This is a genomic window from Asticcacaulis sp. DW145, from assembly GCF_037101385.1.
GTDB lineage: Bacteria > Pseudomonadota > Alphaproteobacteria > Caulobacterales > Caulobacteraceae > Asticcacaulis > Asticcacaulis currens.
The window spans coordinates 815,167-839,066 of the sequence record NZ_AP029024.1; the positions used below are offsets into that span (position 1 = coordinate 815,167).

31 protein-coding genes are annotated in these 23,900 nt (G+C 60.5%); all 31 read left to right on the forward strand.

Annotated elements, in window-relative coordinates; translation table 11 throughout:
• Nucleotides 1-36 precede the first annotated feature (36 nt).
• Nucleotides 37-858, forward strand: a complete 822-nt coding sequence (locus AACH73_RS03750; protein WP_272740536.1) for a hypothetical protein — start codon at nucleotides 37-39, stop codon at nucleotides 856-858.
• Between the two features lie 20 nt (nucleotides 859-878).
• Nucleotides 879-1,631, forward strand: coding sequence for a gamma-glutamyl-gamma-aminobutyrate hydrolase family protein (locus AACH73_RS03755; protein WP_338735482.1), 753 nt, complete (start codon nucleotides 879-881; stop codon nucleotides 1,629-1,631).
• A 278-nt stretch (nucleotides 1,632-1,909) separates the two neighbouring features.
• A complete protein-coding gene (locus AACH73_RS03760; protein ID WP_338735483.1) occupies nucleotides 1,910-3,301 on the forward strand; it encodes an aspartate aminotransferase family protein in 1,392 nt (463 codons plus the stop codon).
• Between the two features lie 195 nt (nucleotides 3,302-3,496).
• Nucleotides 3,497-3,748: a hypothetical protein gene (locus tag AACH73_RS03765; protein ID WP_338735484.1), complete on the forward strand. Its 252-nt coding sequence runs from the start codon at nucleotides 3,497-3,499 to the stop codon at nucleotides 3,746-3,748.
• Nucleotides 3,749-3,832: 84 nt separating this feature from the next.
• Complete coding sequence (locus tag AACH73_RS03770) at nucleotides 3,833-5,521, forward strand: alpha-amylase family glycosyl hydrolase (protein ID WP_338735485.1); 1,689 nt, start codon at nucleotides 3,833-3,835, stop codon at nucleotides 5,519-5,521.
• Nucleotides 5,522-5,669: 148 nt separating this feature from the next.
• Entirely contained in the window at nucleotides 5,670-7,067 is a 1,398-nt protein-coding gene (locus AACH73_RS03775; protein WP_272740531.1) for a globin-coupled sensor protein, read from the forward strand.
• 240 nt (nucleotides 7,068-7,307) lie between these two features.
• Nucleotides 7,308-7,679, forward strand: coding sequence for a 30S ribosomal protein S12 (rpsL, locus tag AACH73_RS03780; RefSeq protein ID WP_013478452.1), 372 nt, complete (start codon nucleotides 7,308-7,310; stop codon nucleotides 7,677-7,679).
• A gap of 12 nt (nucleotides 7,680-7,691) precedes the next feature.
• A complete protein-coding gene (gene rpsG, locus AACH73_RS03785) occupies nucleotides 7,692-8,165 on the forward strand; it encodes a 30S ribosomal protein S7 (protein ID WP_013478453.1) in 474 nt (157 codons plus the stop codon).
• A gap of 139 nt (nucleotides 8,166-8,304) precedes the next feature.
• Entirely contained in the window at nucleotides 8,305-10,383 is a 2,079-nt protein-coding gene (gene fusA / locus AACH73_RS03790; protein WP_272740530.1) for an elongation factor G, read from the forward strand.
• Between the two features lie 158 nt (nucleotides 10,384-10,541).
• Entirely contained in the window at nucleotides 10,542-11,732 is a 1,191-nt protein-coding gene (gene tuf / locus AACH73_RS03795) for an elongation factor Tu (protein ID WP_013478455.1), read from the forward strand.
• A 193-nt stretch (nucleotides 11,733-11,925) separates the two neighbouring features.
• Complete coding sequence (locus AACH73_RS03800) at nucleotides 11,926-12,897, forward strand: endonuclease/exonuclease/phosphatase family protein (RefSeq protein ID WP_272740529.1); 972 nt, start codon at nucleotides 11,926-11,928, stop codon at nucleotides 12,895-12,897.
• A 558-nt stretch (nucleotides 12,898-13,455) separates the two neighbouring features.
• Nucleotides 13,456-14,658, forward strand: a complete 1,203-nt coding sequence (locus AACH73_RS03805) for a GNAT family N-acetyltransferase (protein WP_338735486.1) — start codon at nucleotides 13,456-13,458, stop codon at nucleotides 14,656-14,658.
• A gap of 304 nt (nucleotides 14,659-14,962) precedes the next feature.
• The gene (rpsJ, locus tag AACH73_RS03810) at nucleotides 14,963-15,271 is read left to right on the forward strand and encodes a 30S ribosomal protein S10 (protein ID WP_006273890.1); all 309 of its coding nucleotides are present in this window, start codon (nucleotides 14,963-14,965) and stop codon (nucleotides 15,269-15,271) included.
• 11 nt (nucleotides 15,272-15,282) lie between these two features.
• Nucleotides 15,283-16,014 carry a 50S ribosomal protein L3 gene (gene rplC / locus AACH73_RS03815; protein WP_013478458.1) on the forward strand — a complete coding sequence of 244 codons (732 nt, stop codon included), beginning with the start codon at nucleotides 15,283-15,285 and terminating at the stop codon, nucleotides 16,012-16,014.
• A 2-nt stretch (nucleotides 16,015-16,016) separates the two neighbouring features.
• Nucleotides 16,017-16,649 (forward strand): 50S ribosomal protein L4, encoded by a 633-nt coding sequence (rplD, locus tag AACH73_RS03820; RefSeq protein ID WP_272740527.1) that lies wholly within the window; start codon nucleotides 16,017-16,019, stop codon nucleotides 16,647-16,649.
• Nucleotides 16,650-16,652: 3 nt separating this feature from the next.
• Nucleotides 16,653-16,949: a 50S ribosomal protein L23 gene (locus tag AACH73_RS03825; RefSeq protein WP_107874122.1), complete on the forward strand. Its 297-nt coding sequence runs from the start codon at nucleotides 16,653-16,655 to the stop codon at nucleotides 16,947-16,949.
• Between the two features lie 15 nt (nucleotides 16,950-16,964).
• Nucleotides 16,965-17,801, forward strand: a complete 837-nt coding sequence (gene rplB / locus AACH73_RS03830; RefSeq protein WP_013478461.1) for a 50S ribosomal protein L2 — start codon at nucleotides 16,965-16,967, stop codon at nucleotides 17,799-17,801.
• A 3-nt stretch (nucleotides 17,802-17,804) separates the two neighbouring features.
• Complete coding sequence (gene rpsS / locus AACH73_RS03835) at nucleotides 17,805-18,083, forward strand: 30S ribosomal protein S19 (RefSeq protein ID WP_013478462.1); 279 nt, start codon at nucleotides 17,805-17,807, stop codon at nucleotides 18,081-18,083.
• Nucleotides 18,084-18,086: 3 nt separating this feature from the next.
• Entirely contained in the window at nucleotides 18,087-18,470 is a 384-nt protein-coding gene (gene rplV, locus AACH73_RS03840; RefSeq protein WP_013478463.1) for a 50S ribosomal protein L22, read from the forward strand.
• On the forward strand, nucleotides 18,470-19,225 hold the full coding sequence (rpsC, locus tag AACH73_RS03845) for a 30S ribosomal protein S3 (protein ID WP_013478464.1): 756 nt from the start codon (nucleotides 18,470-18,472) through the stop codon (nucleotides 19,223-19,225). Before rplV ends, rpsC begins: the two co-directional genes overlap by 1 nt.
• A 5-nt stretch (nucleotides 19,226-19,230) precedes the next feature.
• A complete protein-coding gene (gene rplP / locus AACH73_RS03850) occupies nucleotides 19,231-19,659 on the forward strand; it encodes a 50S ribosomal protein L16 (RefSeq protein WP_013478465.1) in 429 nt (142 codons plus the stop codon).
• Nucleotides 19,660-19,664: 5 nt separating this feature from the next.
• Entirely contained in the window at nucleotides 19,665-19,859 is a 195-nt protein-coding gene (gene rpmC / locus AACH73_RS03855; RefSeq protein WP_013478466.1) for a 50S ribosomal protein L29, read from the forward strand.
• A gap of 11 nt (nucleotides 19,860-19,870) precedes the next feature.
• On the forward strand, nucleotides 19,871-20,110 hold the full coding sequence (rpsQ, locus tag AACH73_RS03860; protein ID WP_013478467.1) for a 30S ribosomal protein S17: 240 nt from the start codon (nucleotides 19,871-19,873) through the stop codon (nucleotides 20,108-20,110).
• A 298-nt stretch (nucleotides 20,111-20,408) separates the two neighbouring features.
• Nucleotides 20,409-20,777: a 50S ribosomal protein L14 gene (gene rplN / locus AACH73_RS03865; protein WP_013478468.1), complete on the forward strand. Its 369-nt coding sequence runs from the start codon at nucleotides 20,409-20,411 to the stop codon at nucleotides 20,775-20,777.
• Nucleotides 20,777-21,091: a 50S ribosomal protein L24 gene (rplX, locus tag AACH73_RS03870; RefSeq protein ID WP_126420980.1), complete on the forward strand. Its 315-nt coding sequence runs from the start codon at nucleotides 20,777-20,779 to the stop codon at nucleotides 21,089-21,091. The genes rplN and rplX overlap by 1 nt, the downstream gene beginning before the upstream one ends.
• Nucleotides 21,084-21,641, forward strand: coding sequence for a 50S ribosomal protein L5 (gene rplE, locus AACH73_RS03875; protein ID WP_013478470.1), 558 nt, complete (start codon nucleotides 21,084-21,086; stop codon nucleotides 21,639-21,641). Before rplX ends, rplE begins: the two co-directional genes overlap by 8 nt.
• Before the next feature lie 18 nt (nucleotides 21,642-21,659).
• Entirely contained in the window at nucleotides 21,660-21,965 is a 306-nt protein-coding gene (gene rpsN, locus AACH73_RS03880; protein WP_013478471.1) for a 30S ribosomal protein S14, read from the forward strand.
• Between the two features lie 16 nt (nucleotides 21,966-21,981).
• Nucleotides 21,982-22,380 (forward strand): 30S ribosomal protein S8, encoded by a 399-nt coding sequence (gene rpsH, locus AACH73_RS03885; protein WP_126420976.1) that lies wholly within the window; start codon nucleotides 21,982-21,984, stop codon nucleotides 22,378-22,380.
• A 37-nt stretch (nucleotides 22,381-22,417) separates the two neighbouring features.
• The gene (rplF, locus tag AACH73_RS03890; protein ID WP_013478473.1) at nucleotides 22,418-22,951 is read left to right on the forward strand and encodes a 50S ribosomal protein L6; all 534 of its coding nucleotides are present in this window, start codon (nucleotides 22,418-22,420) and stop codon (nucleotides 22,949-22,951) included.
• 3 nt (nucleotides 22,952-22,954) lie between these two features.
• Nucleotides 22,955-23,308 (forward strand): 50S ribosomal protein L18, encoded by a 354-nt coding sequence (rplR, locus tag AACH73_RS03895; protein ID WP_013478474.1) that lies wholly within the window; start codon nucleotides 22,955-22,957, stop codon nucleotides 23,306-23,308.
• A 12-nt stretch (nucleotides 23,309-23,320) separates the two neighbouring features.
• Nucleotides 23,321-23,896, forward strand: a complete 576-nt coding sequence (rpsE, locus tag AACH73_RS03900; protein ID WP_013478475.1) for a 30S ribosomal protein S5 — start codon at nucleotides 23,321-23,323, stop codon at nucleotides 23,894-23,896.
• The last annotated feature ends 4 nt before the right edge of the window (nucleotides 23,897-23,900 follow it).

The window sequence follows — 23,900 nt, forward strand, 5'->3', positions numbered from 1 at the left end:
CGTAAGGGGGCCCTTACGCCAATGGGAAAGTAGGCAATGGCGACGGAAAAAAAGACGAAGACGGTAAAGGCGGCGGAGATTCCGGCGGATGCCGGAGTGAAAAAGACGATCGCCCGCAAGGCGCCCGCACCCAAGGCGGCGGCAGAAACTGCCGTAAAGGCCGCGACCGAAAAGACCGTCAAGGCTGCCGATGCCACCGCCAAGAAGGCAGCCAAAACGGCCGCCGCTGTGACCAAGAAGGCGGAAACCGCGACCAAGGCGGCGACCGCCCAGATCGAAAAAGCGGCCAAGACTGCCAAGGCCAAGGTCGAGAAGGCTGAAAAGGTCGTCGAAGCCGAGGTCAAGAAGGTCACCCGCACGACGACCCGTGCAGCCAAGAGCGTGGCTGCGGTCGAGCCGAAGGTCGCCAAGGCGCGCACCCGTGCCACCAAGGCTGTCGAGGCCGCTCAGGGCGAGATCGATAAGGCCGTCAAGCGCGCCAAGCCGGCACTCGACAAGGCCGCAAAGACCGCCAGCGCGGCTGCCGCCGTCGCCAAGGAAAAGCTGGAAGACGCGGCTGAGGCTGCCAAGCCCGTCGTCGAACAGGCGAAGGCTAGGCTCGACGATGTCGTCGAAGCCGCCAAGCCGAAGATCGAGGAAGCGGTGCACAAGGCCGAAGAGGTTGCCGCCTCTGCCAAAGAAAAGCTGGATGAGGCTGTTGAAAAGGCCAAGCCGGTGTTGAACGAGGCCAAGGAGGCTGTCGAAGAGGCCGTGGCCAAGGCGCAAACCGAGGCCCATAAGGTGCAGGAAGAGGTCAAGAAGGCGCAGGCGCAGGTCAAGAAGCGCGGCTTCTTCGACTGGCTGTTCGGCCGCAAATAAGCCGCGACACGGAGCGGCGGATGCACGAAGCCCTGCCGGTCATCGGCATCAGTTGCTGCCATCGTGACTTTGGCGTCGAGATGGCGCAGGCGGTGATGGACCGTTACGTCCGCGCCGCAACGACCTACGCCGAATGCTCCGCGCTTCTCATCCCGGCCATTACCGGTTTCTTTGACGCCCGTTCCGTTGCTTCGCGATTGGACGGGCTTTTGCTGACCGGATCGCCCTCCAACATTGAAGCGCGCCGCTATGGCCAGGCGGGCGGAGAGGGGCCGTTCGACACCGAGCGCGATGAGGTGTCGTTTTCTCTGATCGAAAGTCTGACCCTGATGGGCAAGCCGGTCTTCGGAATTTGCCGGGGTTTTCAGGAGATCAATGTGGCGCTGGGCGGTACGCTGCGCGGGGATCTGGGGACAGCACCTGAGGGCTCCGGGCGTCTTGATCATCATGCACCCGCAGAAGCCCGTTTCGCCGATATGTTCGAGCACCGACACCCAGTGACCCTTACCCCCGCTGGCGTGCTGGCGCGCGCGGTCGCGCGCGAGGCGCTGACGGTCAATTCGGTGCATTTTCAGGGGGTGGACCGGCTGGCGGAGGGGTTAAACGTCGAAGCCGTGGCCCCGGATGGGGTTGTCGAGGCCTTCAGCGCCAATATCGGCGGCGCTCAGGTGCTGGGGGTGCAGTGGCACCCGGAATGGCAACCGGAGCTTTATCCTGACCGTCAGGCCTTTTTCCGCTTGCTCGGCGCAGCGGTGCGCGGAAACGCGATCTAATTTGCCTCGCCTGATAAGCCTTGCAGCGTTCAGTTTGGAGGTGGTGCCAGTAAGGTTAGAACCACAGATTACACAGATGGGCGCTGCGCACCAGTGCGGGGCCCTCGGGACACCTATCTTTCTGTGAAATCTGTGCAATCCCTCGTTCCTATCATTTCCATCACAGTCATTCCGTAAATTGTGATCACAATTTTGCGCGGCCCGTGATTTGGCCATTCCGCTTTTGCCGGGGCGGGGCTATAGTCACATGAGACCCTTTCCGTTATGGAGCGCCCGTTATGAATATTTCGCTCAAAAACAACGACTCCGCCGAACTGAAGGCGCTCGATCTGGCGCACCACCTGCCGGCGCAGGCCGACTATGCCCTGCTGGAACAACTGGGTGGCAGCCGTATTATCACCCATGCCGAAGGCTGTGTGATCACGGATATCGACGGCAAATCGCTGCTGGATGGCATGGCCGGGCTGTGGTGCGTCAATGTCGGCTACGGGCGCAGCGAACTGGCCGAAGCGGCCTATAAGCAGATGCTGGAACTGCCCTATTACAACACCTTCTTCAAGACGGCGACCGCCCCGGCGGTGCGGCTGGCGGCCAAGATCGCCGAGAAGATGGTTCTGGGCAATCCGGACCTCAAGCACGTCTTCTTCAACTCGTCGGGGTCTGAGGCCAATGACACGGTCTTCCGTCTGGTTCGTCACTACTGGACGCTGAAGGGCGAACCGGAGCGTCAGGTCTTCATCTCGCGTCGCAATGCCTATCACGGTTCAACCGTCGCCGGTGCGTCGCTGGGCGGCATGACCTTCATGCACGCGCAGGGGGGGCTGCCCATTCCCGGCATCGAGCACGTGCGTCAGCCCTACCTGTTCGGCGAAGGCTTCGGTCAGGACCCGGACGCCTTTGCTGATGCCTGCGTTCAGGACATCGAAGACCGTATCCTCAGCGTCGGGCCGGACAAGGTCGCGGCCTTCATCGGTGAGCCGGTACAGGGCGCCGGCGGTGTCGTCATCCCGCCGGAAAGCTACTGGCCCAAGGTCGAGGCCCTGTGCCGCAAGTACGGTATCCTCCTGATCTGCGACGAAGTGATCTGCGGCTTTGGGCGTCTGGGTCAGTGGTTCGGCCATCAGCATTACGGCGTCAAGCCGGATGTTATCGCCATGGCCAAGGGGTTGTCGTCGGGCTATCTGCCGATTTCGGCGGTTGGCGTGTCGTCACAGATCGTCGAGGTTCTGAAAACTGGCGGCGACTTCGTGCACGGCTATACCTATTCGGGTCACCCGGCGGCGTGTGCCGTGGCGCTTGCCAATATCGGCATTATCGAGCGCGAGGGCTTGATCGAGCGCACGCGCGAGGTAACCGGTCCCTATCTGGCGCAGGCCCTGAAGCGCCTCGACGGCCATCCGCTGGTCGGCGAAGCGCGCTCTATCGGTCTGCTCGGCGCAGTGGAAATCGTCGCCGAAATGGGCACCAATACACGCTTCAAGGGGGCCGAAGGCCACGCCGGTCCGGTGGTGCGTGACATCTGTATCAAGAACGGTCTGATGGTGCGCGGCATCCGTGACACCATCGTCATGTGCCCGCCGCTGATCATCACCGAGGGCGAGATCGACCGCATTGTCGAGATTCTGGAGGCTTCGCTGACCGAGGCCGAGCCGGTATTGCGCGCACTCTGATCGCTTTCTTATGAAGCGGTAACGCCTCGCCTCGCGTCTTTTAATGTCTGGCGGCCTACCCTGTCAGGGCATGAAACGAGCAACCCTGTCCTACACACGTCGCTTTTGACAGCGCGTGCAACATAATCGGCCCGGTCTGAGTGTCCCCGGCTCAGGCCGGGCTTTTTTGTCTCAATCGTAAGCAAGGAGAAGTCTATGACCGCCCCATATAAGACTGATGATCCGCAAAAGGCCGAAACCGCCGATGTGCGGGAACATTTTTCACGCGACAAACCCTCAAACGGCGAAGCGGGCGAATCCTATGCCGACGAAAAAGACAGCAAGGACGAGCGGATGCAGCCCAAGACGCCGAACGGCAGGGGTCTGGCCAATGAGCACTATGTCAAAAGCGACTCTGATCAGCCGCGCGTTGCTGAAGAACCAGGCTCCTTAAGCGGTCGCAGCTAACCCCGCATACGTATTCATCCGCCGGATGTCTGTTCGCAAATGAGCGCCTGTGTTTTCCTGCGGCAAAAGACAGGGAGACAGAGCATGGTTATTAAACCGCTGATAGGCGTGGCGCTGGCGTGTGCGCTGATGGCCACGGGCGCTCACGCGCAGACGGCTAGAGCGGAGTTCGTTCAGACGGAATCGAAATCTCGCTCCAGCGGTCTGTTTTGTCGCGCATTTAATTTCGAAAACCGCTGCACACTTTTCGGAATGCGCTCTAAGATCGACGTATCCAAGGTCATCGCCGAGCCACGCGACAATGGCTTGCCCGCTCACTGGAACCGCAGCGCCACCTTTATGGAAATCTTTGTCCGCTCCTATCAGGACTCTGACGGCGACGGCATCGGTGATTTCAACGGACTGACCTCGCGGCTCGACTATCTGAAAAGCCTGGGGGTCACCGGCATTTGGCTCATGCCTATGCACCCGTCGGCAGACAAGGACCATGGCTACGCCGTCAGCGACTATCGCGCCGTCAATCCGGCCTATGGGACGATGGCGGATTTCGAGCGCTTCGTGGCCGAGGCGCACAAGCGCGGTATCGGCGTCATCATCGACTATGTGATGAACCATTCGGCCAGTGACAACCCGATCTTCATCAGCGCCGCGAAATCGAAAACCTCGCCTTATCGCGACTGGTACATCTTCGCCGACAAGGACCCGAATTGGGCGGGCTTTTCCTGGGGGCCGTGGCGCCAAAACAAGGTCGGCAAAGGTTATTTCTATGGCCTGTTCGACGATCAGATGCCGGACTTCAACCTGAAAAATCAGCGGGTGATTGACTATCACGCCGACAATTTCCGCTTTTGGCTGAACAAGGGCGTTGATGGCTTCCGTATCGACGCCGTGACCATGCTGGTCGAAAATGGCCCCACCGCCTATATGGATCAGCCGGAAAACCTTGAGGTCCTTAAACAGGTCAATGCGGTCGTCAAAGCCTATCCCAACCGCTACCTGATCTGCGAAGCTTCCGAACAGCCCGCCCTCTATGCGGGTGAGGCCTGTACGAACTCCTTCGCCTTCGGCACGCAAAAGGAAATCAAGTCCAGCGCGCGCGAGGGCAAGCTGTCATCAAAGCTGGCGACGCAACTGGCGTCGGACAAGCGCTCCCTGATGCCGCTGGTCCTGCAAAGCCACGATTCCTATGTCGGCGACCGCCTGATCCACGATCTCGATGCCGGCAGTTACCGTGTAGCGGCGGCTGTCTCGGTGCTGGCGTCTGATACGCCGTTTTCCTACTACGGCGAAGAGATCGGACTGGCCAATAATGGCAAGTATGACGATCCCGGACTGCGCGCCCCGATGAGCTGGGACGGCTCGGCCGGGCACGGCTTCACCAAGGCGGCCAGGCCCTATCGCGCCTATGCGACCAATGCGGCTACCCATAATGTAAAGGCCCAGTCCGGCGAAGGGGGCAGTCTATTGGAGTATTACCGCGCCCTCTATCTGGCGCGGCAGGCGCATCCGGTACTGGCAGATGGAACGCTTACGCTTCTGTCGAAGGCCGGGGAGGAGGCGCTCGTCTTTGCGCGTCAGAGGGAGGGGCAAAAGGCGCTGGTATTCATCAACCTGTCTGCCACTGCGCAGACCTTTCAGACGAAGGGCGACGGGGTGTGGACCTCGGCCTTGGACCTCGGCGCACCGGCGCAGCTAACGGCAGAGGAAGGTAATCTGCGCCTTATCCTGCCGCCCAAGGGCGTAGCCGCCTACGTCGCGAAAGGCGAGAAGTAGGTCAAAGGCGGCGCGCAGTGTGACCCTTTGTCGCTGTTTGGGCGGGTCTGAAGCTTCAGGCTTCATTAACCGCTTTACGTGCAGTCTTCGGCGCGCGACTACCGGACGTTAGTCCTTTTTCCTGGTGTCGCGTGTAGGGAGTAGCGTAATGACCGATCTTCAGCCCGGTATTGAAACCCGTTTTCAGTCTAATCTTCAGATTGACCTGAATCAAAGGCTTGAATTTGCTCAGATTACGCCTGCGGACCGCGCCGCCCTTCGCGCCCTTTGGCCGTTGATTGCCCCGCAACTGCCGGACATATTACGCCGCTTCTACGCCCATCTGTTCCAATATCCGCACCTGAAGGCCATGGCCGGCGATCGTCAGGCGGCGCTGGAAGGCGCGCAATTCCGCCACTGGGAACGTATCTTCTCCGGCGCCTTCGATGAGGCCTATCTGTGCGAAACCCAGAAGATCGGCCGGGCCCATGAGCGGATCGGGCTGGAACCGCGCTGGTATATCGGGGCCTATCGCTTTGTCCTCAATGAATTGACGGGCCTCATTCTGGTGCGCAGCCGCTTTGCACCGAAAAAGGCGCAGGCGCAGATCGAGGCGGTCAACAAGGCCATACTGCTTGATCTGGACCTGGCTATCTCCACCTATCAGACAGTCCTGCTGGAAGAGCGCCGCCGTCAGGCCGAGCAGACAGAAACCGCCATCGGTACGTTTCAGTCGGCGGCCTTTGGTATTCTCAATAAGCTGCGTCAGTCCGGCAGCGGACTCAGCGACGCCGCCGAAGACATGGCGTCGGTCGTGACCGGCGCCTCCGACCACGCGCGCGGTATCGCTACCGCTTCGCGCGACACCGCCGACAGCGTGTCCTCTGTGGCCGCGGCGGCGGAAGAATTGTCGAAATCTATCAATGAGGTCTCGTCGCAGATCGCCAATGCGGCGGCTTCGATCTCAGATACGGTGCGCCTGATGGATGCCTCACGCAGCGATATCAACAACCTGCTCGATTCGGCGCGTCAGGTCGGTGAGGTGGTCAACCTGATCCAGACTATCGCGTCTCAGACCAATCTGCTGGCGCTCAATGCCACGATCGAGGCGGCCCGGGCAGGGGAGGCCGGACGCGGTTTCGCCGTGGTGGCCACCGAGGTCAAGCAACTGGCCACCCAGACCTCACGCGCCACCGATAACATCACGCGCCAGATCAATGAGATACAGGGGGCCACCCGCAACGCTGTGTCGGCCATCGAACGTATTTCCGCTTCTATGAGCGAGGTGGAACAGATTGCCACCGCCATCGCTGCCACGGCTGAACAGCAGGGGGCGGCAACGCAGGAAATCGCCCGAAGCGTCATGCGCACCTCAAGCGGGGCGCAGGCCCTGTCGGAAAATGTCGCGCGTGTCACCCAGGCCATCGACCATACGGCGGGGACCTCAACTGTTGTCGGCAGCGCGGCGGCGTCACTCAACAGCGACGCGGCGCAGCTGAGCCAGCAGGTGCAGACCTTCTTTGACACATTGCGCCAGCACGCCGTGACTACGCGCAAGAGCGCCTGAGCGAATCCTGCTTGACCCGCAGGGGGGGCTCCTGTATAGCCCCGCAATCTTTTTTGAGGCGGGACCTGCAAGGGTCCGTTTTCAGAGCGATTGAGACAAGGGCCTGCGTGCCCGCCGTAACCCCCAAAGCGCGGGTTGCGGCTTTTGTGTTTGTCGTTTCCGATGCTTCTGAAGGCTACATCCCAACCGAGGTCGCCCGGCCAAACGGCACAGGCCTCCCCATCTAAGGCAAGAGATTAAATGCCCACGATTAACCAGCTTATCCGCAAGCCGCGCAAGCCGAACCCGAAGCGCAACAAGGTGCCGGCCCTGAAGGGCTCGCCCCAGCGTCGCGGCGTGTGTACGCGCGTTTACACTACGACCCCGAAGAAGCCGAACTCGGCTCTGCGTAAGGTTGCCAAGGTCCGTCTGACCTCCGGCATCGAATCGGTGTGCTACATCCCCGGCGTCGGCCACAACCTTCAGGAACACTCCGTGGTTCTGATCCGCGGCGGCCGCGTGAAGGACCTTCCGGGTGTCCGTTACCACATCCTGCGCGGCGTGCTCGACACGCAAGGCGTCAAGAACCGTAAGCAGCGCCGTTCGCACTACGGTGCGAAGCGTCCGAAGTAAGGATAGACTCATATGTCCCGTCGTCACCGCGCAGAGAAGCGTGAAGTTCTGCCCGATCCCAAGTTCGGGGATCTCGTTGTCACCAAGTTCATGAACTACGTCATGTACGAAGGTAAGAAGGCCGTCGCCGAAAACATCGTTTACGGTGCCTTCGACATCCTCGAAGCCAAGAAGAAGGACGCGACTGCGGTCGAGACCTTCCATGCGGCCCTCGACAACGTCGCCCCGTCCATCGAAGTGCGTTCCCGCCGCGTCGGCGGTGCCACCTATCAGGTGCCCGTCGAAGTCCGTCCGGACCGCCGCCGGGCCCTCGCCATCCGCTGGCTGGTCAACGCCGCGCGCAAGCGTGGTGAAAACACCATGACCGAAAAGCTGGCCGGCGAGCTGCTCGACGCTTCCAACAACCGCGGCACCGCGGTGAAGAAGCGCGAAGACACGCACAAGATGGCCGAAGCCAACCGCGCGTTCGCGCACTACCGCTGGTAACGGCTTGCGGGACAGGGCTGTCATGGTCCTGTCAAAAAAGCTCTATAAGGCGCGGGCGACTTCCTTCGGCAAGTCTCCCGCGTCTGCGCATAGTTCCTACGAACTTTTTTTAATTCCCCTTTTTGTCTGAGGCCCGTACATGCCCCGCAGTCACAAAATCGAGGACTACCGTAACTTTGGTATCATGGCGCACATCGACGCCGGCAAGACCACGACTACGGAACGTATCCTCTACTACACCGGCAAGAGCCACAAGATCGGCGAAGTCCACGATGGCGCTGCCACCATGGACTGGATGGAGCAGGAGCAGGAGCGCGGCATCACCATCACGTCCGCCGCGACGACCGCCTTCTGGCAAGGCAAGCGCCTGAACATCATCGACACGCCGGGCCACGTGGACTTCACCATCGAAGTCGAGCGTTCGCTCCGCGTCCTCGACGGCGCTGTGGCCGTGCTCGACGGTAACGCCGGTGTTGAGCCGCAAACCGAAACCGTCTGGCGTCAGGCCGACAAGTACAACGTGCCGCGTATCGTCTTCGTCAACAAGATGGACAAGATCGGCGCCGACTTCGACAAGTCGGTCGAGTCGATCCGCGACCGTCTGGGTGCCAAGGCTGTGCCGATCCAGTTCCCGATCGGTGCCGAATCCTCGCTGAAGGGCCTTGTGGACGTCGTCCGCATGAAGGCCGTGGTGTGGGACAATGACGGTCTGGGCGCGTCGTACCACGACGAAGAGATCCCGGCTGATCTGGTCGAAAAGGCCAACGAAGCCCGTCAGTACCTCATCGACAACGCCGTCGAACTCGACGACGAGGCGATGGAAGCCTATCTCGAAGGCAACGAGCCGTCGGAAGAGACCCTGAAGAAGTGCATCCGTAAGGCGGTTCTGACCTCGGCCTTCTTCCCGATCCTCTGCGGTTCGGCGTTCAAGAACAAGGGCGTTCAGACGCTCCTCGACGCCGTTGTGGATTATCTGCCGTCGCCGGTCGATATTCCCGCGACCAAGGGCATCGACTACAAGACCGAAGAAGAAGTCACCCGCAAGGCCTCGGACGATGAACCCCTGTCGGTTCTGGCGTTCAAGATCATGGACGACCCCTTCGTCGGCTCGCTGACCTTCTGCCGTATCTATTCGGGCAAGCTCGAAGCCGGTATGGGCCTGCTGAACTCGACGCGCGACAAGCGTGAACGCGTTGGCCGCATGTTGCTCATGCACTCCAACAACCGTGAAGACATCAAGGAAGCCTTCGCTGGCGACATCGTCGCTCTGGCGGGCCTCAAGGACACCCGCACGGGCGACACGCTCTGCGATCCGCTGAAGTCGCCGGTCATCCTGGAGCGCATGGAGTTCCCGGCCCCGGTTATCGAAATCGCCGTCGAGCCCAAGTCGAAGGCCGACCAGGAAAAGCTGGGCGTCGCCCTGTCGAAGCTGGCCGCCGAAGACCCGTCCTTCACCGTTTCGACCGACCACGAGTCGGGTCAGACGATCCTGAAGGGCATGGGCGAACTGCACCTCGACATCAAAATCGACATCCTGAAGCGCACCTATAAGGTCGAAGCCAATATCGGCGCGCCGCAGGTGGCCTACCGCGAATCGATCACCCGCAAGGCGGAAATCGACTACACGCACAAAAAGCAAACCGGTGGTACCGGCCAGTTCGCCCGCGTCAAGCTGGTGTTCGAACCGGGCGAGCCGGGCACGGGCTTCGTGTTCGAGTCGGCCATCGTCGGCGGCGCGGTGCCGAAGGAATATATTCCGGGCGTCACCAAGGGCCTCGAATCGGCCAAGGAAAACGGTCTTCTGGCCGGCTTCCCGCTGATCGACTTCAAGGCCACACTGATCGACGGCGCTTTCCACGACGTTGACTCGTCGGTCCTGGCCTTCGAAATCGCCTCTCGCGCCGCCTTTAAGGAACTGCGCGAAAAGGGCGGCCCGAAGCTGCTTGAGCCGATCATGAAGGTCGAAGTCGTGACTCCGGAAGAGTATCTGGGTTCGGTCATCGGCGACCTCAACGGTCGTCGCGGCATGATCCAGGGTCAGGACATGCGCGGTAACGCCATCGTCGTTGACGCCTTCGTTCCGCTGGCGAACATGTTCGGTTACGTGAATACCCTGCGCGGTATGTCGCAAGGCCGTGCGCAGTTCACCATGGTGTACGACCACTACGAGCCCGTGCCGCAGCACGTGGCCGACGAAGTGATCAAGAAGTATGCCTAAAAACCATTTGGCCCGTAGCAAAGACTATGCTACGGGCCATCCCCACTGCGCCCCGAACCGGAAATCCGCAAGGATGACGACACGGATTTCCGGGGCGGAGTGCCCCCAGTTTCCAACCCCTAACCGAGTGAAGGCCCGCATATTTGCGGGGATTTGAAATGGCCAAGGAAAAATTTAACCGTACAAAGCCGCACTGCAACATCGGCACCATTGGTCACGTTGACCACGGCAAGACCACCCTGACCGCCGCGATCACGATGACGCTGGCCAAGTCGGGCGGCGCTACCGCCAAGAAGTACGAAGATATCGACGCCGCTCCGGAAGAAAAGGCCCGCGGCATCACCATCAACACCGCCCACGTTGAGTATGAGACGGAAAACCGTCACTACGCTCACGTTGACTGCCCGGGTCACGCCGACTACGTGAAGAACATGATCACCGGTGCCGCTCAGATGGACGGCGCTATCCTGGTCGTGTCGGCTGCTGACGGCCCGATGCCGCAAACCCGTGAACACATCCTGCTCGCCCGTCAGGTTGGCGTGCCGGCTCTGGTCGTGTTCATGAACAAGGTTGACCTGGTCGACGACGAAGAGCTGCTCGAGCTCGTCGAAATGGAAGTTCGTGAACTTCTGTCGTCCTACCAGTTCCCGGGCGACGATATCCCCATCACCAAAGGCTCGGCCAAGGCCGCTACCGATGGCGTGAACCCGGAAATCGGCGAAACCCAGATCCTCGCTCTGATGAAGACCGTGGACGAGTACATCCCGCAGCCGGCTCGCCCGGTCGACCAGCCCTTCTTGATGCCGGTCGAAGACGTGTTCTCGATCTCGGGCCGTGGTACGGTTGTGACGGGCCGCGTCGAGCGCGGTATCGTGAAGGTCGGTGAAGAAGTCGAAATCGTCGGCATCCGTCCGGTTCAGAAGACGACCTGCACGGGCGTCGAAATGTTCCGCAAGCTGCTCGACCAGGGTGAAGCCGGTGACAACGTAGGCGTTCTGCTGCGCGGCACGAAGCGTGAAGACGTTGAGCGCGGTCAGGTTCTCTGCAAGCCGGGCTCGATCACCCCGCACACCAAGTTCGTTGCCGAAGCCTACATCCTGACGAAGGAAGAAGGCGGCCGTCACACGCCGTTCTTCACCAACTATCGTCCGCAGTTCTACTTCCGCACGACCGACGTGACCGGCATCGTGACGCTGAAGGAAGGCGTTGAGATGATCATGCCGGGCGACAACGCCGAGCTGAACGTCGAACTGATCACCCCGATCGCCATGGAAGAGAAGCTCCGCTTCGCTATCCGTGAAGGTGGCCGCACCGTCGGCGCCGGCGTTGTGGCGAAGATCCTTGCTTAATTGCAAAGGTCTCGGTTTCTGCTCCTAAGCGGGCCGTCCACACCGATCAGACTAAAGAAACCCCCTGAGCTTGTCTCAGGGGGTTTTTTGTGTGCCTTCCGGGCCGTCTTGATCTCCATTGAAAAAGCCTCCCCTTATCGACAGCGACACGAAAAGTGTGCATTCTCCTGTGGGTTGAAACGGGGAGGGTGCGATGTTTCACGGCAATGTCAGTCTGGAGATTGCAGAAGGGCTGAAGACCCTGCGCAAGCGGATCGAAGCGGCGAAGATTCCGCCGTCGAAACTGGATGAAACGCTCAACATCGCTACCTGGAACATACGGGAATTCGGCAAGAAACGCCGGACCCAGGCGGCCATACATTATATTGCCGAGATACTGGGGCAGTTTGATCTGATCGGTGTGGTCGAACTGCGCGACAATCTGTCCGACCTGCAACGGGTCCTGCCCATATTGGGACCCTATTGGGATGTGGTCTATTCCGACGCGGTGCGTGATCAGGGCGGCAATTACGAACGCATCTGTTACCTGTTCGATACACGCGCGGTCGTGTTCAACGGTCTGGCCGCCGAGCCATCTCCCCCGCGCAGTAAGCGCGGCAGCGAATATCTGACGGATCAAAGCTGGTGGCGGTCGCCGTATCTGGCCTCGTTCAAATCCGGTAATTTCGACTTTCTCGCCTTCACCACCCACGTGCGCTGGGGCGATACAGAAGCCGCGCGCCTGAAGGAGATCGAAAGTCTGGCGGCGTGGATCGGCGCTAAGACGAAGGAAAAGACCGCAGAAGACAAGGACATCATCGTCATGGGGGACTTCAACATTCCGACCCGCGACAGCCCGATGCTCAAGGCCCTGCTCGAATGCGGCCTGAAGATACCGACAGCTCTGGCCAAGGATGAGTTCGGCTCCAATCTGGCCCGCGACAAACGTTACGACCAGATGCTGCACTTCACCCAGTTCACCGAAAGCTTCACCAATGCCGGTGGCGTGCTGGACTTCTATGCCGGCGATCATCGCCCGCTGTTCCCGGCGGACACCTATCCGGACATGGACAAGGACGCCTTCACCTATCAGTTGTCCGACCACCTGCCGTTGTGGATGCAGATCAATACCGATATAGACGGGCAGGTGCTGGACGCCCTGATCCAGCGCAAGAGACAAGGATGAGGGGGAGAGGCTTCCCCTGATGGCTGTGTGTTGGTCCTTGATGGTCGCCCCGGCTTCGGCGCAACAGGCGGATTGATCCCGTTAATCTAGAGCGAGAGGCGAAGGGCTGTGCGCCGCTGGTGCCCAATCACCGTCTGGACACCGCTGCAGACGATCAGGCACATTCTATGGCCGAACGCAATTTCTTCAACCATGTGCACCCGACAAAGCCAATCCTGCGCAACGTGTAAGTCAAACCGGCTATCGCTGGACCCTCGTGGCGGAAAATCTGCCTGTCGACTATCCGGATGCGGAAGCGGTCATGTGCGCTTGGATGCGTAGCGCTGCGCGCAGAGACAATCTGTTGAACTGCGATCTGACGGAAACCGGACTGGCCATGGTCTATCACCACCTGACGATGCCCCCTGCCGGGGGCAAGACACAGCCTATCCGTATTACTGAGTGCAGCTTCTTGCCTGCCCGGCCATCACGCCAGACAGGTCGAGTTAACCGTTCGACTTAGGGCAATATAAACCTTGCCACTGTACATCTGGTTGCAAAGTTACGCAGGAGAGCCGGATGGCCAGACTGACTCGCATCGAAAGCGTCGCGCCCGAGGCGCTGACCGCCGAAGATATTGCAGCCTGGGAGGGGTTTATATCGCGGCGCCCCGATCTGATCGGGCCCTATTTCGATGTGCGCTATGTCATGGACATCGGGCAGAGCGTGCCGGACGCTCATATTGCGCGGCTTTATGACGAACACGCCAACATCGCTGGTTTCCTGCCCTATCAGTTGCGTGGCCGCACCATTCAGCCGCTAGGCGCGCCGCTGACCGACTATCACGGTGTCATTGCCGATGCGTCCTTCGTCATGGACTATCCGCTGCTGCTGCGCAGCCTCAAGGCCCACCGCCTCGAATTCATGGGCTGGGTAGGGGATATGTCCGCCGGCAATGCCCGCGCCCGCACCATCGAAGCGGTGACGCAGATTGCCGATCTGAGCGGCGGCTATGAGGCCTACCTGGCGCGACAAAAGGCGCAGCATCACAAATTCTATAAGAATGTCGGCCGCTGTCAGCGCAATGTCGAAAAGGACTTTGGTGGTTTCGCCTTTACGTTTGAGCGCGTCACGCCCGACCTGCTGCAATGGGTGATCGACCAGAAGCGTGAGCAGTATAGCCGTTCGGGGATGCACGATGTCTTCGGCTGTGGCTGGACACTCAACCTGCTGAGTGAGTTGGCCAAGCGTCAGGACGAGGGCTTCGGTCTGAGGGTAGGGGTCTTCCGTGACACGCGTGGTCCGGAGCCGGTGCTGGTGGCGGCGGAAATTTGCCTGATCCGCGGCACCTATATGCATTTCTGGTTTCCGGCCTATGCTGAAGCCTATCACCGCTATAGCCCCGGTATTCTTCTGTCGTTGCGCATCATGCAGCACGTGGCCGAACGAGGCATCACCCAGGTGGACTTCGGGGCGGGCGGAGAGTGTTACAAGCACACCATGACCAGCCCGGCGCGCGTCTGTCTTGAAGGGACGGTCGAGGCGCGCGCCAGCCTGATGACGGTCGTGTTTGATGCAGTGGTTGCCCTGTCTCCGGTTGCGCGGGAGAAGCTGCGGGGTATAAGACTGAGCCTGCAACGGCGTCTGCGCACCATTCGGGCCTGCGAAACCTGCCCAAAAGGCAAACGCGACGCGATTCAGGCCCTCTTCCGGCGGGGGATCAGCCGCCTGAGGGCCAATGCGCCGTCCCAGGCGCCGGCCCCAAACGATATAGCCGCTTAACTTCCAAAGAATTATGAGGGCGGGGGTTGACGCGGGCCGACTCCTTCGGCATATACGCGACCTCTGTTGGATCGGCCGTGAGGTTCAGGCTTCATACGCGGTCCGCATATTACGAAATTAAGTCGGCGGCCTCGTCTTTATATAAGGTGACGCTTCCAGACTTTCCGAATGGCCACGCAGCTCACGCTGCGCGGCTTTGTTTTTGCGGATAACGCGTCGGTCTCTGTTTTTGGATCGAAGCTGGTCTTTGAAATGGTTCAACGGACGCGGGATACGCAACCCCTTAACTTGGAATAAGAGCGATATGGATCGTCAGAATATCCGCATCAGGCTCAAGGCCTTCGATCACCGCGTGCTGGACCATTCCACACGTGAAATCGTGAACACGGCCAAGCGCACCGGTGCTACCGTCCGGGGGCCGATCCCCCTGCCGACGCTGATTGAGCGCTTCACCGTGAACCGTTCGCCGCACGTCGATAAGAAGTCCCGTGAACAGTTCGAAATCCGCACGCACAAGCGCGTGCTGGACATCGTCGATCCCACCCCGCAGACCGTCGACGCGCTGATGAAGCTCGACCTGTCCGCTGGTGTGGACGTCGAGATCAAGATTTAAGGGGCCCGGTCATGAGAACAGGTCTCCTCGCAAAAAAGCTCGGCATGACGCGTTATTTCGACGCGCAAGGCCAGCACGTCCCCGTCACCGTCCTCTCGCTCGAAGGCTGCCAGGTTGTGGCTCAGCGTACCAAGGACAAGGACGGCTACACCGCCCTGCAACTGGGTGCCGGTACCCGCAAGGCCAAGAACGTCTCCAAGCCTGAGCGTGAACGCTTCGCCAAGGCTCAGGTTGAGCCCAAGGCCATCCTGTCCGAGTTCCGCGTCTCCGAAGACGCCCTCGTAGAAGTTGGCGCCGAATTTTCGGCCGATCACTTCGTCGAAGGTCAGCGCGTTGACATTCAGGGCACGACCATCGGTAAGGGTTTTGCCGGTGCCATGAAGCGCTGGAACTTCGGCGGTATGCGCGCCACCCACGGCGTGTCGGTCTCGCACCGCGCCCACGGTTCGACGGGTAACCGTCAGGATCCGGGCCGCACCTTCCCCGGCAAGAAGATGGCCGGTCACTATGGTGTGGAAACCGTCACAACGCTCAACCTCGAAGTCGTTCGCATCGACGCCGAGCGCGGCCTGATCTTCATCCGTGGCGCTGTGCCCGGTGCGGAAGGCTCGTTCGTCAAGATCCGCGACGCCGTGAAGAAGTCGGCCCCGCAGGCCCTGCCGTTCCCGGCCGGCCTCAAGAAGGCTGCTGCCGCTCCGGCTCAAGCTGAGGAAGCGCCCGCTCAAGAAGAGGGTGCTGAATAATCATGAAACTCGACGTTATCACTCTCGACAACGGCAAGGCCGGTTCGGTTGACGTCTCTGACGCCGTTTTCGGCCTCGAAGAGATCCGCAACGACATCCTGGCCCGCGTCGTCAACTGGCAACTGGCCAAGCGCCGCGCCGGTACGCACAAGGTTCAGACCCGCAACGAGAATTCTCGCACGGGTAAGAAGATGTACAAGCAAAAGGGCTCCGGCGGCGCCCGTCACGGTTCTCGCCGTGCACCGCAATTCGTCGGCGGTTCGCGCGCCTTCGGTCCGGTCGTTCGCTCGCACGCCTTCGACCTGCAAAAGAAGGTCCGCGCCCTGGGTCTGCGTCACGCCCTGTCCTCGAAGGCCAAGGCCGGTGCGCTGATCGTCCTCGATCAGGCCACGCTCGACTCGGCCAAGACCGCCGCGCTTCGTGCTAAGTTCGAAACGCTGGGCCTGAAGAACGCTCTCATCATCGCGGGCCCGGAAGTTGACACCAACTTCGCGCTTGCTTCGCGCAACATCCCGAATATCGACGTCCTGCCGTCGGCCGGTCTGAACGTTTATGACGTTCTGCGCCGCCAGACGCTAGTTCTGACGAAGTCGGCGGTGGAAGCGATCGAAGCCCGCTTCAAAGTGGAGGCCTAAGTTATGGCTGCTACTATCCGCAATTACGACGTCATCCTGGCGCCGCACATCACCGAAAAGGCGACCGTTCTGTCTGAACAGAACAAGGTGGTCTTCAAGGTGTCGCTCGACTCCTCGAAGGACGAGATCGCCTCGGCCGTTGAAGCTCTGTTCAACGTCAAGGTTGTCAAGGTGAACACGGTTGTCACGAAGGGCAAGACCAAGCGCTTCAAGGGCATCATGGGCCGTCGCAACGATGTCAAGAAGGCGATTGTCACCCTCGAAGAGGGCCAATCCATCGACATCACCACCGGTCTGTAAGGAGAGGATTGAACAATGGCTTTGAAGCAATTCAACCCCACCTCGCCCGGTCGTCGCGAACTGGTTCTCGTTGACCGTTCCGAGCTGCACAAGGGCCGTCCTGAGAAGGCTCTGGTCGAAGGTCTCACCAAGTCCGGCGGCCGTGGTGCCGGCGGTCGTGTGGCCGTCCGCTTCCGTGGCGGCGGCGCCAAGAAGCTCTATCGCATCATCGACTTCAAGCGTCGCAAGTTCGACGTGGCCGGTACGGTGGAGCGTCTGGAGTATGACCCGAACCGCACCGCCTTCATCGCGCTGATCAACTATGCCGACGGCGAAAAGGCCTACATCCTGGCTCCGCAACGCCTCAAGGCCGGTGACACCATCATCGCCTCGGAAAAGGTGGACGTGAAGCCGGGTAACGCCGCGCCGCTGCGTTCGCTGCCGGTCGGTACGATCATCCACAATGTCGAGCTGAAGCCCATGAAGGGTGGTCAGCTGGCCCGTTCGGCTGGGGCCTATGCTCAGCTCGTTGGCCGCGACGCCGGTTACGCCCAGATCCGTCTGGGTTCGGGTGAACTGCGCATGGTGCTCGACACCTGCATGGCCACCGTCGGTGCCGTGTCCAACCCGGACCACATGAACGAAAGCCTGGGTAAGGCTGGTCGCGCCCGTCACAAGGGCTGGCGTCCGCACGTTCGTGGTGTGGCCATGAACCCGATCGACCACCCGCACGGTGGTGGTGAAGGCCGCACATCGGGCGGTCGTAACCCGGTCACCCCGTGGGGCAAGCCCACCAAGGGCCGCAAGACCCGTACCAACAAAGCGACGGATAAGTTCATCATCCGCTCGCGTCACCTCAAGAAGGCTCGCTAATCCATGGCTCGCTCCGTATGGAAAGGTCCCTTTGTCGATGGCCACCTTCTTAAGAAGGCGGAAGCGGCTCAGGCCGGCGGTCGCAAGGACGTCATCAAGACGTGGTCGCGCCGCTCTGTCATCATGCCCCAGTTTGTGGGGCTCACCTTTGGTGTTTATAACGGTCAGAAGCACGTGCCGGTGCTGGTGTCGGAAGACATGGTCGGCATGAAGCTCGGTGAATTTTCGCCCACGCGGAACTTCCCGGGTCACGCCGCTGACAAGAAGGCGAAGAGGAAGTAAGCCATGTCGCAAACGTCCAATCCTCGCCGCGTAAAGCCGACCGAAGCCCGCGCCAAGCTGGTCTCCATCCGCATCAGCCCTTACAAGCTGAACCTGGTGGCCCAGTCGATCCGCGGCCTGAAGGTCCAGCGCGCGCTCAACGAGCTTGAGTTCTCGCACAAGCGCATCGCCGGCGACGTTCGCAAGGCCCTGTATTCGGCGATCTCCAACGCCGAAAACAACCACAACCTCGACATCGACAACCTGTTTGTCGCCGAGGCCTATGTGGGCAAGAACATCGTCATGAAGCGCTTTGCGTCCCGCGCCCGCGGTCGCTCGTCGCGTATCCTGAAGCCCTTCTCGGAACTGACCATCGTCGTCCGTGAACTTGGTCAAGAGGCTGCCTAATGGGTCAGAAAGTCAATCCGATCGGTCTGCGCCTCGGCGTCAACCGTACCTGGGACTCGCGCTGGTTCGCCGCCCGTCAGGAATACGCGAAGCTGCTGCACCAGGACCTGAAGATCCGTAAGGAACTGAAGGAAAAGCTGAACGCCGCCGGCGTGTCGCGCATCATCATCGAGCGTCCGCACAAGAAGTGCCGCATCACCATCTATGCCGCCCGGCCGGGCGTGGTGATCGGCAAGAAGGGTGCTGACATCGACAAGCTGCGTAAGGACATCTCTGCCCTCACCGAAGGCGAAGTGTTCCTGAACCTGGTCGAAGTCCGCAAGCCGGAAGTCGATTCGCAACTGGTCGCCGAATCCATCGCTCAGCAGCTGGAACGCCGCGTGGCTTTCCGCCGCGCCATGAAGCGTTCGATCCAGTCGGCCATGCGTCTGGGCGCCAAGGGCATCCGTATGAACCTGTCGGGTCGTCTCGGCGGTGCGGAAATCGCCCGTATGGAATGGTACCGTGAAGGTCGCGTGCCGCTGCACACCCTGCGTGCGGACATCGACTTCGGCTTTGCCGAAGCCCTGACCACCTACGGCATCATCGGCGTCAAGGTGTGGATCTTCAAGGGCGAAGTCCTTGAGCACGATCCGATGGCCCAGGACAAGCGCTGGTCGCAGGAAGCTTCGGGCCCGTCGTCGAACGAGCGTCCGGAGCGCGGCGAGCGTAACAACCGTGGCCCGCGCCGCGATCGCAACAATAAGGAGGCCTGATCGCTATGCTGCTTCCTAAGCGCACAAAATACCGTAAGGCCTTCAAGGGCCGCATCCACGGTAATGCCAAGGGCGGCTACACGCTGAACTTTGGTTCCTATGGTCTGAAGACGGTCGAGCCTGAGCGCCTGACCGCCCGTCAGATCGAAGCCGCCCGTCGGGCCATCACGCGTCAAATGAAGCGTCAGGGCCGCGTCTGGATCCGTATCTTCCCGGACCTGCCCGTCACGGGCAAGCCCGCCGAAGTCCGGATGGGTTCCGGTAAGGGTTCCGTGGATTACTGGGCGGCCCGCGTGGCCCCCGGCCGTATCCTGTTTGAAATCGACGGCGTCGCGGACGACATCGCCCGTGAAGCTCTGCGCCTCGGCGCGGCCAAGCTGCCGGTTCGTACCCGCGTCGTGACCCGTCTCGACGCCGGCATTGCGGCGGAGTAAGGACCATGACCAAGATTGCCGACCTGCGGGGCAAGACCCCCGATCAGCTTCAGGAAGAACTGCTGAACCTCAAGAAGGAACAGTTCAACCTTCGTTTCCAGAAGGCCACCGGCCAACTGGAGAAGACCCACCGTGTGAACGAAGTCCGCAAGGACATCGCGCGCATCAAGTCGCTTCTGACCACTCAGAAGTCTGCCTAAAGGAATAGACCATGCCCAAGCGCATTCTTGAAGGTCTGGTTGTTTCTGACAAGGGCAACAAGACCATCGTCGTGAAGGTCGAGCGTACCGTTCTGCACCCGGTTCTGAAGAAGCCGGTGCGCGTTTCAAAGCGCTACCACGCTCACGATGAAAACAACACCTACAAGGCCGGCGAAGTCGCTCGTATCATCGAGTGCGCGCCGAAGTCCAAGCTGAAGACCTGGGAAGTGCTTCCCAAGGACGCAGCCTAAGACATCAGAGGCCCGGAAGGCTATTCAGCCTTCCTGGTTTCGGTCTTTTGACATTTGCGATCAGGTTCCGCCTGCCTTCGGGATTTCGCGGAAAACCCTTCGCAGACGTTGAACCGGAGAGATGCTCACGGAACCTCCACCCCAAACGGGCGGAACGGCTTCGTTGAGCATTTTTCCGTTTGCTTATTCGGAGGAAATAGGGTTTAAGGCCCGCTTCCTCGGAATCCTCAGTCGTCTTCGCGGAAGTCTGCGCCCGAAAGGGTGGGGGCCTTTTGCGAGATTTTGGAAAGTTTGAATTATGATTCAGATGCAAACTAATCTGGACGTTGCCGATAATTCGGGCGCGCGCCGGGTCATGTGCATCAAGGTGTTGGGCGGCTCCAAGCGCCGTTACGCCTCGGTGGGTGACCTGATCGTCGTCTCGGTTAAGGAAGCGATCCCCCGTGGCCGCGTGAAGAAGGGTGACGTTCTGCGCGCCATCGTCGTGCGCACCTCGAAAGACATCCAGCGCAAGGACGGTTCGGTGATCCGTTTCGACACCAACGCCGCTGTGATCGTGAACAAGTCGGGTGAGCCCATCGGCACCCGTATCTTCGGGCCGGTTCCGCGCGAGCTGCGCGCCAAGAACCACATGAAGATCATCTCGCTGGCGCCGGAGGTCCTCTAATGGCTGCGAAGGTTAAGAAGGGCGACAAAGTCGTCGTCCTGACGGGTAAGGACAAAGGCCGCACCGGCACCGTCCTGAAGGTTCTCCCGACCGAGAACCGCGTCGTTGTTCAGGGTATCAATATCGTTCAGCGCCACACGCGCGCTTCGCAAACGAACCCGCAAGGCGGTATCATCAACAAGGAAGCCTCGCTTCACCTTTCGAACGTCGCCGTGGCTGATGCCAACGGCAAGCCGACCCGCGTCGGTTTCCGCGTCGAAGGCGACAAGAAGGTGCGCTTCGCCAAGAGCACCGGTGAGGTCATCAATGGCTGATCAAGCTTATACCCCGCGCCTCAAGGCCGTCTATCAGGACAAGATCCGCGCGGCGCTGAAGGAAGAGTTCGGCTACACCAACGAAATGCAGGTCCCCAAGCTCGACAAGATCGTCGTGAACATGGGTATCGGCGAAGCCGTTGCCGACTCCAAGAAGGTCAAGGCCGCGATTGCGGACCTGGCCGCTATCACCGGTCAGAAGCCGGCTGAAACCAAGGCCCGTAAGTCTATCGCTGGCTTCAAGCTGCGCGAAGGCATGGTGATCGGCGCCAAGGTGACGCTGCGCAAGCATCGTATGTATGAATTCCTGGATCGCCTGATCACGATCGCGCTGCCGCGCGTGAAGGACTTCCGCGGCCTGAACGGTAACTCCTTCGACGGTCGTGGCAACTACGCCATGGGCCTGAAGGAACACATCGTGTTCCCGGAAATCAACTACGATCAGATCGACCAGATGTGGGGCATGGACATTGTTGTCTGCACCACGGCGAAGAGCGACAAGGAAGCCAAGGCTCTCCTGAAGCACTTCCAGTTCCCGTTCGTTTCGTAAGGGGAAAGGTACAGAACAATGGCTAAGAAATCGGCTGTAAACCGTAACGAGATGGTCAAGAAGCTCGTTGACAAATACGCTGCCAAGCGCGCTGCGCTCAAGGCTGCGGCTGTTGACGAATCCCTTCCCCTGGAAGAGCGCTTCGAAGCCCGCCTCGCCCTCGCCAAGCTGCCCCGCAACTCGGCGCCCACCCGCATCCGCAACCGCTGCGAAGTCACCGGACGTCCGCGCGCCTTCTATCGCAAGCTCAAGATGAGCCGCGTCAGCCTGCGCAAGCTGGCCAATGAAGGCCAGATCCCCGGCATGACCAAGGCCAGCTGGTAAGGGAAGATCACACAACATGTTCATCTCTGATCCCCTGAGCGATATGATCGCCCGCATCAAGAACGCCGCCCAGCGCCAGCGTTCTAAGGTGCTCACCCCCGCGTCCAAGCTGCGCGCCCGCGTGCTCGACGTCCTCAAGGACGAAGGCTACATCCGCGGTTACGAACTGCTTGAAGTGCCGGGAGAATTCCCGCAGTTCGAAATCGAACTGAAGTACTTCGACGGTCAGCCGGTCATCGCGGAAATTGCCCGCGTGTCCAAGCCCGGCCGTCGCGTCTATTCGTCGATCAAAGATCTGAAGCCGATCAAAAACGGCCTCGGTATCGCGATCCTGTCCACGCCCAAGGGCGTCCTGTCTGACACCGCTGCCCGCGAACTGAACGTTGGTGGCGAAGTCCTCTGCCGCGTCTACTAAGACCGGCGGGACTTGCTTAAGACCATAGGAACACACAATGTCTCGTATTGGGAAAAAGGCCATTGCAGTACCGAAGGGCGTGACCATCACGCTCGACGGTCAGGCCATCACGGTTAAGGGGCCCAAGGGCCAGCTCAACTGGACCGTGGTTGAAGAAATTGAAGTCACGCACGAAGCCGACAACCTGTCGGTTGCGCCGCGTGGTGAAACCGCTCGCCACCGTGCGATGTGGGGTCTGTCGCGCACGCTCATCGCCAACATGGTGAAGGGCGTTACCGAGGGCTTCGAGTCGAACCTCGAACTGGTCGGCGTCGGTTACCGCGCTGCCATGAAGGGCAACAACCTCGAACTGTCGCTCGGTTTCTCGCACCCGGTCGAAGTGGCTCCGCCTGCCGGCGTCACCTTCGTCGTGCCGAAGCAGACCGAAATCAAGATCCAGGGCATCGACAAGCAGGTCGTCGGCGAACTCGCCGCCAAGATCCGCAAGATCCGTCCGCCTGAGCCGTACAAGGCCAAGGGTGTCCGTTACGCCGGCGAGAAGGTTCGCCGCAAGGAAGGGAAGAAGAAGTAAGCCATGGCTCTCTCTCCTCGTGAACAAATGGCTCGTCGGGCGCAGCGCAACCGCACCCGCCTCAAGAGCCTCTCCAACGGCCGCCCGCGTCTGTCGGTCTTCCGTTCGGACAAGAACATCTACGCTCAGGTCATCGACGATTCGAAGGGCGTTACGGTTGCTGCCGCTTCGTCGCTCGAAACGGCTGCCAAGCGTGGATCGAACGCCGCTTCCGCCACCGAAGTGGGCAAGCTGGTCGCCCAGCGCGCCATCGAAGCCGGTATCAAGGACGTTGTCTTTGACCGTGGCGGTTACATCTATCACGGCCGGGTGAAGGCGTTGGCAGATGCCGCGCGTGAAGCCGGTCTCAACTTCTAAGGGGTACGTTCAATGGCTCGTCCCAGCGAAAACCGCAACGATCGTCGCGAACGCACCGAAGAACCTTCGGAGTTTGTCGAAAAGCTCGTTCACATCAACCGCGTCGCCGCCACCGTGAAGGGTGGCCGTCGCTTCAGCTTCGCTGCTCTGATGGTCGTTGGTGACCAGAAGGGCCGCGTCGGCTTCGGTCATGGCAAGGCGCGCGAAGTGCCGGAAGCCATCCGCAAGGCGACCGAAGAAGCCAAGAAGTCGATGGTTCGCATCCCGCTGCGTGAATCCCGCACCCTGCACCACGACGGTTACGGCCGTTGGGGCGCCGGCAAGATCCAGCTCCGCGCGGCCCCTCCGGGCACCGGCGTGATCGCGGGTGGTCCGATGCGTGCCGTGCTCGAAACCCTGGGCGTTTCTGACGTCGTGGGCAAGTCGCTCGGTTCGTCGAACCCTTACAACATGGTGCGCGCCACCTTTGAAGCTCTGAAGGTGCAGTCTTCGCCCCGTCAGATCGCCGCCAAGCGCGGTAAGAAGGTTGGCGACATCCTGACGCGTCGCAACGATGGCGCTTCGTCGCCTGAATCGATCGAGGGCTAATCAT

What these genes read in the sequence shown, in the direction of transcription:
- tuf (WP_013478455.1), top strand. Translation starts at nt 10,542, where the DNA reads ATGGCCAAGGAAAAATTTAACCGTACAAAGCCGCACTGCAACATCGGC.
- AACH73_RS03805 (WP_338735486.1), top strand. Translation starts at nt 13,456, where the DNA reads ATGGCCAGACTGACTCGCATCGAAAGCGTCGCGCCCGAGGCGCTGACC.
- rpsN (WP_013478471.1), top strand. Translation starts at nt 21,660, where the DNA reads ATGGCTAAGAAATCGGCTGTAAACCGTAACGAGATGGTCAAGAAGCTC.
- rplN (WP_013478468.1), top strand. Translation starts at nt 20,409, where the DNA reads ATGATTCAGATGCAAACTAATCTGGACGTTGCCGATAATTCGGGCGCG.
- rpsJ (WP_006273890.1), top strand. Translation starts at nt 14,963, where the DNA reads ATGGATCGTCAGAATATCCGCATCAGGCTCAAGGCCTTCGATCACCGC.
- AACH73_RS03770 (WP_338735485.1), top strand. Translation starts at nt 3,833, where the DNA reads ATGGTTATTAAACCGCTGATAGGCGTGGCGCTGGCGTGTGCGCTGATG.
- AACH73_RS03750 (WP_272740536.1), top strand. Translation starts at nt 37, where the DNA reads ATGGCGACGGAAAAAAAGACGAAGACGGTAAAGGCGGCGGAGATTCCG.
- rplE (WP_013478470.1), top strand. Translation starts at nt 21,084, where the DNA reads ATGGCTGATCAAGCTTATACCCCGCGCCTCAAGGCCGTCTATCAGGAC.
- rpsG (WP_013478453.1), top strand. Translation starts at nt 7,692, where the DNA reads ATGTCCCGTCGTCACCGCGCAGAGAAGCGTGAAGTTCTGCCCGATCCC.
- AACH73_RS03760 (WP_338735483.1), top strand. Translation starts at nt 1,910, where the DNA reads ATGAATATTTCGCTCAAAAACAACGACTCCGCCGAACTGAAGGCGCTC.
- rplV (WP_013478463.1), top strand. Translation starts at nt 18,087, where the DNA reads ATGTCGCAAACGTCCAATCCTCGCCGCGTAAAGCCGACCGAAGCCCGC.
- rpsC (WP_013478464.1), top strand. Translation starts at nt 18,470, where the DNA reads ATGGGTCAGAAAGTCAATCCGATCGGTCTGCGCCTCGGCGTCAACCGT.
- rpmC (WP_013478466.1), top strand. Translation starts at nt 19,665, where the DNA reads ATGACCAAGATTGCCGACCTGCGGGGCAAGACCCCCGATCAGCTTCAG.
- AACH73_RS03775 (WP_272740531.1), top strand. Translation starts at nt 5,670, where the DNA reads ATGACCGATCTTCAGCCCGGTATTGAAACCCGTTTTCAGTCTAATCTT.
- AACH73_RS03825 (WP_107874122.1), top strand. Translation starts at nt 16,653, where the DNA reads ATGGCTGCTACTATCCGCAATTACGACGTCATCCTGGCGCCGCACATC.
- rpsH (WP_126420976.1), top strand. Translation starts at nt 21,982, where the DNA reads ATGTTCATCTCTGATCCCCTGAGCGATATGATCGCCCGCATCAAGAAC.
- rpsS (WP_013478462.1), top strand. Translation starts at nt 17,805, where the DNA reads ATGGCTCGCTCCGTATGGAAAGGTCCCTTTGTCGATGGCCACCTTCTT.
- AACH73_RS03765 (WP_338735484.1), top strand. Translation starts at nt 3,497, where the DNA reads ATGACCGCCCCATATAAGACTGATGATCCGCAAAAGGCCGAAACCGCC.
- rplR (WP_013478474.1), top strand. Translation starts at nt 22,955, where the DNA reads ATGGCTCTCTCTCCTCGTGAACAAATGGCTCGTCGGGCGCAGCGCAAC.
- AACH73_RS03755 (WP_338735482.1), top strand. Translation starts at nt 879, where the DNA reads ATGCACGAAGCCCTGCCGGTCATCGGCATCAGTTGCTGCCATCGTGAC.
- fusA (WP_272740530.1), top strand. Translation starts at nt 8,305, where the DNA reads ATGCCCCGCAGTCACAAAATCGAGGACTACCGTAACTTTGGTATCATG.
- AACH73_RS03800 (WP_272740529.1), top strand. Translation starts at nt 11,926, where the DNA reads ATGTTTCACGGCAATGTCAGTCTGGAGATTGCAGAAGGGCTGAAGACC.
- rplD (WP_272740527.1), top strand. Translation starts at nt 16,017, where the DNA reads ATGAAACTCGACGTTATCACTCTCGACAACGGCAAGGCCGGTTCGGTT.
- rplF (WP_013478473.1), top strand. Translation starts at nt 22,418, where the DNA reads ATGTCTCGTATTGGGAAAAAGGCCATTGCAGTACCGAAGGGCGTGACC.
- rpsQ (WP_013478467.1), top strand. Translation starts at nt 19,871, where the DNA reads ATGCCCAAGCGCATTCTTGAAGGTCTGGTTGTTTCTGACAAGGGCAAC.
- rpsL (WP_013478452.1), top strand. Translation starts at nt 7,308, where the DNA reads ATGCCCACGATTAACCAGCTTATCCGCAAGCCGCGCAAGCCGAACCCG.
- rpsE (WP_013478475.1), top strand. Translation starts at nt 23,321, where the DNA reads ATGGCTCGTCCCAGCGAAAACCGCAACGATCGTCGCGAACGCACCGAA.
- rplX (WP_126420980.1), top strand. Translation starts at nt 20,777, where the DNA reads ATGGCTGCGAAGGTTAAGAAGGGCGACAAAGTCGTCGTCCTGACGGGT.
- rplC (WP_013478458.1), top strand. Translation starts at nt 15,283, where the DNA reads ATGAGAACAGGTCTCCTCGCAAAAAAGCTCGGCATGACGCGTTATTTC.
- rplB (WP_013478461.1), top strand. Translation starts at nt 16,965, where the DNA reads ATGGCTTTGAAGCAATTCAACCCCACCTCGCCCGGTCGTCGCGAACTG.
- rplP (WP_013478465.1), top strand. Translation starts at nt 19,231, where the DNA reads ATGCTGCTTCCTAAGCGCACAAAATACCGTAAGGCCTTCAAGGGCCGC.